The 9136-nt window shown below is 58.7% G+C and carries 10 protein-coding genes and 4 pseudogenes; 4 read left to right on the top strand and 10 right to left on the bottom strand.

The genetic code is table 11. The annotated features are described in order from the left end of the window. Window positions 1–135 precede the first annotated feature (135 nt). Both RGCCGE502_RS16610 and RGCCGE502_RS16605 read left to right on the top strand, forming a co-directional pair. Window positions 136–390, top strand: coding sequence for a type II toxin-antitoxin system Phd/YefM family antitoxin (locus tag RGCCGE502_RS16610; RefSeq protein ID WP_016555336.1), 255 nt, complete (start codon window positions 136–138; stop codon window positions 388–390). Next, on the top strand, window positions 377–814 hold the full coding sequence (locus RGCCGE502_RS16605; protein ID WP_016555335.1) for a type II toxin-antitoxin system VapC family toxin: 438 nt from the start codon (window positions 377–379) through the stop codon (window positions 812–814). Before RGCCGE502_RS16610 ends, RGCCGE502_RS16605 begins: the two co-directional genes overlap by 14 nt. Window positions 815–958: 144 nt before the next feature. Here the strand turns inward: RGCCGE502_RS16605 and RGCCGE502_RS39375 are convergent, their stop codons facing one another. The 10 genes and pseudogenes from RGCCGE502_RS39375 to RGCCGE502_RS16570 form a co-directional block, all read right to left on the bottom strand. Then, window positions 959–1153, bottom strand: coding sequence for a phosphoketolase family protein (locus tag RGCCGE502_RS39375; protein WP_016555334.1), 195 nt, complete (start codon window positions 1151–1153; stop codon window positions 959–961). A gap of 133 nt (window positions 1154–1286) precedes the next feature. Further along, a pseudogene (locus RGCCGE502_RS39090) lies at window positions 1287–1616 on the bottom strand (hypothetical protein); the annotation flags it as partial. Between the two features lie 73 nt (window positions 1617–1689). Further along, a pseudogene (locus RGCCGE502_RS39085) lies at window positions 1690–1968 on the bottom strand (acetate/propionate family kinase); the annotation flags it as partial. A gap of 80 nt (window positions 1969–2048) precedes the next feature. Next, window positions 2049–2339: a hypothetical protein gene (locus RGCCGE502_RS16590; RefSeq protein WP_016555332.1), complete on the bottom strand. Its 291-nt coding sequence runs from the start codon at window positions 2337–2339 to the stop codon at window positions 2049–2051. A 768-nt stretch (window positions 2340–3107) separates the two neighbouring features. Beyond that, a pseudogene (locus tag RGCCGE502_RS38910) lies at window positions 3108–3323 on the bottom strand (BON domain-containing protein); the annotation flags it as partial. Between the two features lie 15 nt (window positions 3324–3338). After that, window positions 3339–3830: a CBS domain-containing protein gene (locus RGCCGE502_RS16580; RefSeq protein WP_019280040.1), complete on the bottom strand. Its 492-nt coding sequence runs from the start codon at window positions 3828–3830 to the stop codon at window positions 3339–3341. Between the two features lie 453 nt (window positions 3831–4283). Further along, on the bottom strand, window positions 4284–4505 hold the full coding sequence (locus tag RGCCGE502_RS37305) for a DUF982 domain-containing protein (protein WP_176705704.1): 222 nt from the start codon (window positions 4503–4505) through the stop codon (window positions 4284–4286). A 386-nt stretch (window positions 4506–4891) separates the two neighbouring features. Further along, entirely contained in the window at window positions 4892–5416 is a 525-nt protein-coding gene (locus RGCCGE502_RS16575; RefSeq protein WP_040674793.1) for a cytochrome P460 family protein, read from the bottom strand. A 340-nt stretch (window positions 5417–5756) separates the two neighbouring features. After that, a pseudogene (locus RGCCGE502_RS37970) lies at window positions 5757–5998 on the bottom strand (site-specific integrase); the annotation flags it as partial. A 300-nt stretch (window positions 5999–6298) separates the two neighbouring features. Beyond that, window positions 6299–7192, bottom strand: coding sequence for an NAD(P)/FAD-dependent oxidoreductase (locus tag RGCCGE502_RS16570; RefSeq protein ID WP_016555328.1), 894 nt, complete (start codon window positions 7190–7192; stop codon window positions 6299–6301). Window positions 7193–7398: 206 nt separating this feature from the next. Here RGCCGE502_RS16570 and RGCCGE502_RS16565 point away from each other — a divergent pair, with 206 nt between their 5' ends. Next, the gene (locus tag RGCCGE502_RS16565) at window positions 7399–8046 is read left to right on the top strand and encodes a TetR/AcrR family transcriptional regulator (RefSeq protein WP_016555327.1); all 648 of its coding nucleotides are present in this window, start codon (window positions 7399–7401) and stop codon (window positions 8044–8046) included. A gap of 34 nt (window positions 8047–8080) precedes the next feature. After that, on the top strand, window positions 8081–8941 hold the full coding sequence (locus RGCCGE502_RS16560; RefSeq protein ID WP_040674790.1) for a class I SAM-dependent methyltransferase: 861 nt from the start codon (window positions 8081–8083) through the stop codon (window positions 8939–8941). The last annotated feature ends 195 nt before the right edge of the window (window positions 8942–9136 follow it).

Below are 9136 nucleotides of genomic sequence, written 5' to 3'. Positions count from 1 at the left end.
GGACACGATCACAGGCGGTGCTCGCCTTCGGGCACTTTACGACTTCTCTGGCAGCCTCCCATCAAGGCGGCGCGGCTTGCATTTCCTGTCGCTGGATATCAATGTGGTTACGTAACTACGTATATGAGGTTTGTCGTGACCGTCACCACTCTTTCGGGCCGGGAGCTCAATCAGGATCTTGGCCGTGCAAAGCGCGCCACCAGGAATGGGCCTGTGATAATCACCGACAGGGGACGGCCTGCTCACGTTCTGCTGTCGTTCGATGAGTACAGGCGGCTTACAGGTAAAATGCGGACGCTTGGCGATATGTTGGCAGCTCCGGGGGCCGAAGACGTTGACCTGACGCTCCCGGAGCACACAGAACGCGCCCAGCCGGTTGATCTCTCCTGAGCTTTTGCTCGATACCAACGTCGTGTCCGAACTGCGCAAGGTCGCGAGTGGCAAGGCTGATCGCAATGTCGTGGTCTGGAACGAAACCGTCGATCCGGCCGATGCTTTCATTTCGTCTATTGTCCTGCACGAACTCGAGATTGGTGTTCGGCTGGCGGAGCATAATGATACAGCCGCCGGGAAGTCGTTACGAAACTGGTTGGAAAATACCGTTCTCACTGCGTTTTCCAATCGCATCCTGCCCTTGGACGAGGCGGCGGCAGTTCGGGCAGCACGATTGCATGTGCCCAGTCCCAAACCGATCAATGACGCCTATATTGCGGCGACAGCCTTCATCCATCGGATGACGCTAGTCACGCGCAATGTCAAAGATTTCGAGGGTATGGGAGTTAGTCTCGTGAACCGGTGGGCTCTACCGATTTGAACGGCGTAGTGTCGATACTTACACGAAGCCTGGCAGCTCTTATAAGCTGCGCTGCAGACGCAAGAAAAATACGAAAGTTGCGGTGGGCGGCGTTAAGGGGAAGGACATTACGCAAGTACCGTCCCAGAACCTCCGTCGACTGCATCAGGTTCGACCCACGATCGCCAACCTCGACTGCGTGTTGCGCAATTTCCGGAGGATGAGTTCCGTTCGCAGTCCCCCTCCATTTGCGAATTTAATCGCTCCCATTCTCTTTTCGCCCTTGGGTGCGAGCTCGCGCAGCTCCTCCTTCAGGCGGCCGCGGGGGTCAAACAATTCCTCTGGCTTATAGCTTCGCATCCAGTCTTCGAGGATCTTGCGATGGCCTCACCTGGGTATCACCGCTGATTCCCGAGACGCCAAGAAAGGCACCGGTGATAAAGAAAATGTTCGAGTTTGTTGGCATCGGGAAATTGCGATTTAAGCAGATGGATCAACACGCCTGGATCGATCGCTCCTGGGTGCGTTGCCATGGGGATGCCGTAGAGAGCGGAAAGCCCATGCTGGTATCAATGCTGACCCCATCGACCATGCCGCAAAGACTGGCGCCGTATCCGAGATGGGCGCACACAACTCTGCCGCCGCCGACGTAAGGCGCAAATTTCTGCAGTAATGCTGCGACGTATTTATACGAGAGACCATGAAATCCGTATCGCCGTATGCCAGCTTCGTGCATAGCGTTGGGAATGGCCAACCGGCTCGCGAGGCTGAATTGAGAGGCATGGAAGGCCGTGTCGAACGAGGCGGTCTGCACCACACGGGGGTATAGGGAAAAGACAAACGTCTATGAGATCCAGCGCCTGTTTCTGGTGAAGGGGTGCCATTGGGGCCAAGCTTTGGATTTGCGATATGACGCTTCCGTTGAGAAGCGCAGGTCCTTTGAAGGCCAGCCCGCCGTGCACGACACGGTGGCCGACAAATCCGATGTGAAAATCACCGTTCAATAATCGATCAAGAACGTTTGAAGTCGCCCTGGTGCCGAAGCCGCTTTCCGCTGCAGGTAGTTCGATATCTTCGACCTCGTCGGCTACCTGGTATTTAAGCCGGGAATGCTGACCCAAGAGTAATGTGGCGCGACCAATGCGCTTCGCGCACCCGGAGCCAATGTCGAACATGCCATCTTCACGCTCGATGAACCGACATTGAAAGCAACGCCCACGTCCTTGCTCATGGGGATCCCCACTTGTCCTAAACCCTATCTGGATCTCGCTTCATCCACAGCTGCCGCCAGAACCTGCAGTGCATAGTCACCGGTCGTCTTTTCGTCATCCGCGGTGAGTTGCAGCGTGCGGCAGCGGTGTTTCAGATCACGGAGGATCCGACGCCGAACCCTTTCGACGACCGGCGCATGTTCTTTCCTCAAGAGCTCCTGGAGACAAGCGACAGCGACCAATTCTGACGCCATGAGCTTTCCTTCGACTTCCCCTTGGGTAGGAATGGCGAAATGCTCGCCGCCCGGTTTGAAATCCCGATCAGTGGATAGCATTGTCTGTCTCCTTCGCTCTGCATCGCTCTTCTTCTTGGTCTAGCGACCGTCTTACCTTCCGAAGGATGACGACCCGGCTGCGGCAGTCGAGCTTCTTGACTTCGAACCGATGAATACGGTCGGGATCGTGGGTTGTATATATCGTCGCGCCGAAGCCTCCCCTAGTTAGCTTTGAAAGGACGCCGGATTGACCGGTTTGCTCATGGGTCGGCAACACAGCCCCGAGCACATGCGCATTGAAAGGGAAGGGCTGATCGCTCAGTTCCTTATCACGCCTTGTTCCCTGAAACATGCCGCCATCGATGAGCATTCGCAAACCCGCCTCGAAAGCAGGATCGGCATCGTCGTGCAGAGACGATCTTGGTTCCTGCATGGTTCACCGCTACTAGCTCCAGAAGCATACGGAAGGGAACGAAGGCTTCCTTGATGGAGATCAATCTGGGATATCCTTTACAGCAAACGTCTGTAATTTTCGCAGATCGTGTTTTACATAATTCAACCATAGGATCAGCGTAGGATCCGAACGTGTGGGTCGCTGATTTCGTGGAGATGACGGCCTCACCCCGCTCAATTAGCAGCTACTCGGAGCGACCCAGCCATTTTCCCCAAGCTCGAGCCCGTGTCGCCGTTTTCTCAATGCGATAGGAGTTTGTTTACCACGCTTTTGCTAGAGTCTCGCTGTCGCGGGGATGAGATACCGAGACATTTGCGAGGAGCCGGTTCGTTTTCAGTCGTGGCTCCTCGCGCCCTACTTCTCGACAACCGGTATTATATCCGTTCCTCGTTTCCGACCGGTGGTGGCAGGGCGACCCCGTAGTAGGGATCGATCCAAATCAGGTGATCTGTTGTCGATTTCACGCCTGGAACGTTTTCGGCGGCGACCTTGGCAGCGAGCCTCTCGCGTTCGTCGAAGATGGTACCGGCAAGCTCGGCTATGCCGTTTCTCACCTGACAGCGGATGGCTCCGTTTCTGCTCCAGGTTTGCTTCGCAAGTTCGGCCTAGACGGCATCCTGGACCTTCGTGTCTTCGACCGACGGCACGGAGGGGTTTTGCGTTCTCGCCAGCGCACGCAACAGGTCGGATCGCGAAATGATGCCAATCAGTCTGCCCTCGGAGACAACCGGCAACCGTTTGACGCGGTTTCGCTCCATCAGGAGCACAGCTTCGAAAAGAGCTGCCGTCGGACTTGTGACTACGAGGTGCGGGCTCATCACCTCCTTTACAAGGCGGCCGTGGGTGCGAACGTATTCGTCGGCCATTTTGCCTGGGCTTGCCAGAAAGTTCTGCAACCATGAGCTCTTGCGGTCGGTATTGAGTTCGTGGCGCCGCAGGAAGTCGCTTTCGGTGATTATACCGATCAGCACACCCTCGTCGTCCACGACACGAAGGCCGCTAATCCGATTTGCGAGCATGAGGCTCGCTGCATCGAAGACCGTAGAAGACTCGCCGATCGTTATCGGCGACGGTGTCATTGCGTTCTCAACGATCATGCCTTGTCTCCTCGTCGGACGGTCTTGTTAAACAATTGGTTCCGAAGCTGGTGGGTGAGATCTTCGGCCCTGACGGATCCTGGTTCGCTTGCTGCGGAACCGGTCAGAGAACTATGGCGCGGGCAAGGGATGCGGGCATTGAGGAAAGTCAAACATCGCGTCTTGAAAGGTCAGCACACATCAGGGAGCACCGGCAAACAGGACGACATTCGTCTGAAGATCAATGTTTCTGCGAAAGCGACCTCGATACTGGCTCCAGGCAGAGTTAAGGATCGCGACGCCGTCGTCCTTGGATAGGGCAAGCCCAAGCCACCCGGCCCGCGGTTCGGCAATGGAATCCGAACGTTTCTAGCTAAAAAATTGAAAAGATTTCCAGGATTGCCTCTTTCCCCAGAAGGGAGGCGTCTTGGAACGCCACCCCTGATTTGAAGGAGAAAAAGACCTGCTTCGATCCTAGATCAACTCGGCCGACACCAGAGCTTTTTCGAAGTGCTCTCGCGCGAAATCGGGAGATCCCTTACCGCGGATTGCAGCGAGGATCGCCGTCAGGGCTGCTGCGAAATCTCCGTTTTTAGCTTCTGACCACCCGGTCGCCATGAATTCCTTCGCCGCAAGCGGTCCGAAGATCAAGTTACCCCCAGCTCGGATAGGTCGATCCCATAGTACAACGTTCAATTGCAGTTCCTTTTTGTTGTTCCACCAGAAGCATAGGGCAAGTGAGGCGGGGAGTCCAATAATGGTCCAGTGGCGGACGTTCCGGCGGTTTCGGCATGTTGCCGACCCGGCAGTTCCAACCATGAAAGGGGACGCAGTGCCACACCCCCGGAAGGGGCTCTGGATTTCTGCACAACTCAGCCGCCGGACCGGCTGGGTCCACAGTGATGGTGCCAATAGAGACTTTTTCCAGAGACACGTTCCACGGACAAAGCGAAAGGTGCGCATCGAAACAAGCGGGCACTTCTCCTGAACACTTGGTCTCGGCCGAAGAGCGCCTTCATCCCCAGCGGATATCGGCCATCGTCCAATCGTTCGGCTAGCTTGGTCTCCGTCACCCGTCGCGATCATTGAGAATAGTGGCTGAACACGAAATCCTTCGAACGATCCAACATTGTGTGACACGCAAAGCAAGACTTCATAAGCGGCGCGCTCTGGTTTGCGAGGCCGTTTTCGAACTGCGCGTATCCCCAGCCGCCGCTGTCGGCATATTTCTTCGAGTCCTTTACGCTGATCTGCACGTTCGTGGGATCCCCCGCCACAAAAGATTGCGGCGCCGGAAATACGGCGTCGTTTTCTGGAGAAGACTTGTATACGTACGCCAAGCGCGCAATCACCGATCCATCGGGAAAGGGCCGCGTCCCCTCCCGAAAAGCCTGTACTGCGATCTCATTCCCAAGGATTGCTCGGATGTCGTTGTTCTTCCCTGCCTCGTGCGCCACCGTTATCATCTTCCAGTCGCGATACCCCTCCGGAAGGGCCACTCCGTAGATCGGCGAAACGTTATCGGTGGCTACGGCCGCCGCAGCAACGGCAATGCAAATGGCTGCGATGCCTGACGCTTGCAGAAAGAAAACAGAGATATTTCGCATTTCAACCTCCATCTCGATGATCGTCGATACCGTCAATGCGGCAAGACCAACTCCGGCAATCTGAACGACCACATAGGGCGATATGTCAACCGCCGAAGCACTGTCGGGGGTCAAGAGTTCGTCGAGATCGTCAGTCCCTTCGGGTCGCATCGGCAGGCCGAGATACCACTGAATGGCGGTGTGTTGTATCACCGGGGTCGTCTAGCGACTGCGGTAGAAGTCGAGTGCCAATCGACGGTCTGGATCGATCTTCTGTGTGAGCTCGTCCGGCCGCCCGTCGCCAATCAAGGCGCGCACGACATTGCCCCCGCTGTTTGAATCCGCCAACAGGCCAGAAATCGGCGGTCGCCATCCAGGCATGTAGCGCCTCGACCGGTCGGTCCGGTGAGGTAGACGACTTCGTCCTCCTCATCCGATGTCGTCTTCGTGCGGCCGAGATGAATGGCCAGGGAGGGGAGGGTCGTCCTTTTGCTCGATCGGCGCCTCGACACTCAGCTGCTCGACGCGAAGCGCGGCGATCTCCCTGCATCGGCTACCGCCAGAGGCAAAGGCGACCATCAGGATCGCCCGATCGCGCAGGTTTTCAGCACCGCGGCAATGGTGTCGAGTTCCTCGGCGCGGGCTTCGATCCTGGCAGTTTCTTAGCCATCGCCACCCTCCCTGGGGCCGTCGCGGCCGTGATTTGCCCCGATTTTCCTTGTCGGTTTTCCAGGATCACGGGATAGCAATCTGCTGTTTTTGACGATTTGGCACGGGTGAAGATCGGCGGACTTTGCCAGGTTCAGCGGAATTTCTCCCTATCTCAGAATGAAGTCACGCAGGCCTCGCTTAGCCGGTTCGCCGGCAATAGCCCGGGGCACCCGGAAAAGGGCTTCTCTGCTCTCAAACCAGCATCGACTGCTGCGCGGAGATACCCGCCGTCGCGCCCTGTGATATTGCCGTGGTGACGGAGGCCATCGCTGGATTAGCAACATCGCCGGCGGCGTAGATGCCGGGCATGCTGGTTTCTCGACGCTCGTCGACCTTGAGGGCGATGCCGAGGGGCGTATTGACCGTGTCGAGGCCCAGTGATTCATGCAGGCTTGCGGACGGCTTGTTGCGCGGATGCGCGAACAGGATATCGACCCCGGCATTGCGGCCGCTTTCGAGATTAACGGTGGTGATATGGCCCCCGTGATGGGCGATCTCGGCGATCCGGCCGTCGATGACAGGTATGTTGCGGCGCGCCAGATCGGCCTGGATATCGGGTGCAATGTCGTGACCATCGGCGAAGACCGTCAACGTGTCGGTCCAATCGTGGTACAGCCTCACATAAGTGTGCGACTGCGGGCCGGACCAGACGAGGCCCCAATGCTGGTCGGCGACTTCGAAGCCGTCGCAGTAGGGGCAGGGCACGATGGACGTGCCCCAGCTTTCGGCAAAGCCCGGAACATCAGGCATCTGATCGGCAACGCCATAGCTCAGGATCAGGCGGCGCGCCCCAAGGCTTTCGCCATCGCCAGTGAGGACAGAGAAATTGTCGATGGCGCCGGAGATGCTGTCGGCTCGGGCATTGACCAGCTTGAGCGTGGGATAACGCGTCAGCTGCTGCCGCGCGGCGGCCAGGATGTCCAGCGGCGGTTTGTGATCGTGGCCGAGGAGGCCATGCGAGTGGCCGGCGAAACGATTGCGCGGAAGTCCGGTATCGAGAACGGTGACCTTGCGACGGGCACGGCCGAGCTGCAGGGCGGCGGCGAGGCCGGCAAAGCTGCCGCCGATGATGATGACGTCATCCATGGTGATAAGCTCCGTGGGGTGGATGGAGGGGTTGGGCTGGGCCTGGCGCGCATTTTCGTCCAGCGATACGTATTCGATATCGCCGGGCGGCCAAGGGAAACTTGATTTGGAGGACAAGATAAAATCCACTCGTTGGCTTGCACATTTCGGATACTGCATGTTATCGTAATTCAAGAATAACGATACTGTCAAGGATCATAATTGTCGTGACCGAAAAAAGCCAGGGTCGACGTGGCCGGCCCACTAACGAGGCGCTTGGCCAAACGATACTCGACGCAGCGCACGAGCTCTTTGTGGAATTGGGTTTTCAGGCCACGACATTGGACAAGGTCGCCCGGCGGGCGAAGATATCTAAGCTTAGCATCTATCGGCACTTCGAGAACAAGGAGGCGCTGTTCAGCGCGGCCATGGCGGCCCGCTGCCATCAGTTCGTGCCGCACGCTCTTTTTGAAGGCGTCGACGGTTCGGCTGAAGATCAGCTCATGGCGGCGGGATCATCCCTGCTTCGCACGCTGTTGCGCCCGGACGTCCGCAGTGTCGAAGCCATGGTCATGGCCGACAAGACGAATCAAAAGTCGTTAAGCAAGCTCCATTACGACGCCGGCCCGGCCTTTGTCATCGCCCAAATCGAGGCCCTGTTGCGGCAGTTGCACGCGAAGGCGGTTTTGAACGTGCCTGATCCTCTCCAGTCCGCCCGCTTGTTTGCCGCGCTCTTCAAAGGATCCGATCTCCTGATTACCGCACGCTTCGATGAGGCAAGAGCAGAGGACGACAACGAAATCGAATCCTATTGCCGGTCGGCCGTCACCATGTTTATCGCCGCGCACGGCGGCAACGACAACGCCGGCGGATAGCCTGGCTAAGAACCGATCAGAAAGAGGACATGAGATAGACAAAAATGTTCATCAGGTAGCCGACTGGAATGGCCAAAGCGGGGAGCGCTGGGTTGCTTACCAGGCCCGGCTCGATGCCATGCTGGCGGTGTTCGGCCAGGCCGCGATCGAAGCCGCCGCGCCCGCCACGGGCGAACGCGTGCTGGACGTCGGCTGCGGCGCGGGGGCGTCTAGTCTGGATCTGGCCGCCCGCGTCGGCGCGGGGGGCCATGTGCTAGGCGTGGATATATCTGAACCGCTGATCGGCAGAGCGCGTGCGCTAGCGCCGCAGGATACGCCGGCCCTATTTCAGGTTGCCGACGCCAGCAGCACCGAGTTGCCCGAGCGCGCGTTCGACATCCTGTTCTCGCGCTTCGGAGTGATGTTCTTTGACGATCCGACGGCGGCGTTCGCTCATATGCGCCGGGCGCTCAAGCCGGCCGCGCGGGTCGCTTTCGTTTGCTGGCGCGGCATGGCCGAGAACGATTGGGTGCGCTTGCCGATGGGCGCGATCAAGGGCATCGTCCCGCCGACGGCGCCGCCCGATCCCGAAGCGCCCGGCCCGTTCTCGTTTGGCGACCAGGGGCGGGTGGCGCGTATTTTAACGGCGGCTGGCTTCACCGATGTCGCTATCGCGCCATTCGATGCCTCCATCCCGTTCGGCGAGGGCGGGACGCGGGACGCAGCGATCGACGACGCGGTGGAGATGACACTCGAGGTCGGCCCGCTGTCGCGCGCGCTCGCTGATCAGCCCGACGACATCCGCGCCCGCGCCTCGGCTGCGGTTCGTGTCGCCTTCGCGGGCTGCCCCGGTGAGCGGTCGGTGATGATCGACGGCGCGGCCTGGATCGTCACTGCGCGCAATCCGGCGAGCTGACAGGGATTAGCAGGGGGAGACGCCCCGTCTCAATGGCTCTCCGTCGGCCGTGACGCGATCGACCACGCACCGCTTGCGGCCGTGACGCAGAGGAAGCCTACCGAGTATGCTTGTTGGGTTCGCACGCTACACTCAGGACCAGAGGTTCTCGGTCATCCGCCGCAACGACACCTCCGACGCCGGGAGTGGCTCTTC

It is taken from the genome of Rhizobium grahamii CCGE 502, from assembly GCF_000298315.2.
Taxonomy (GTDB): Bacteria; Pseudomonadota; Alphaproteobacteria; order Rhizobiales; family Rhizobiaceae; genus Rhizobium; species Rhizobium grahamii.
Note: the sequence above shows the minus strand (reverse complement) of the source record. Positions and strands in the feature narration are given on the sequence as shown.

What these genes read in the sequence shown, in the direction of transcription:
- RGCCGE502_RS39375 (WP_016555334.1), bottom strand. Translation starts at nt 1,153, where the DNA reads ATGCGAAGCTATAAGCCAGAGGAATTGTTTGACCCCCGCGGCCGCCTG.
- RGCCGE502_RS16590 (WP_016555332.1), bottom strand. Translation starts at nt 2,339, where the DNA reads ATGCTATCCACTGATCGGGATTTCAAACCGGGCGGCGAGCATTTCGCC.
- RGCCGE502_RS16580 (WP_019280040.1), bottom strand. Translation starts at nt 3,830, where the DNA reads ATGATCGTTGAGAACGCAATGACACCGTCGCCGATAACGATCGGCGAG.
- RGCCGE502_RS16575 (WP_040674793.1), bottom strand. Translation starts at nt 5,416, where the DNA reads ATGCGAAATATCTCTGTTTTCTTTCTGCAAGCGTCAGGCATCGCAGCC.
- RGCCGE502_RS16570 (WP_016555328.1), bottom strand. Translation starts at nt 7,192, where the DNA reads ATGGATGACGTCATCATCATCGGCGGCAGCTTTGCCGGCCTCGCCGCC.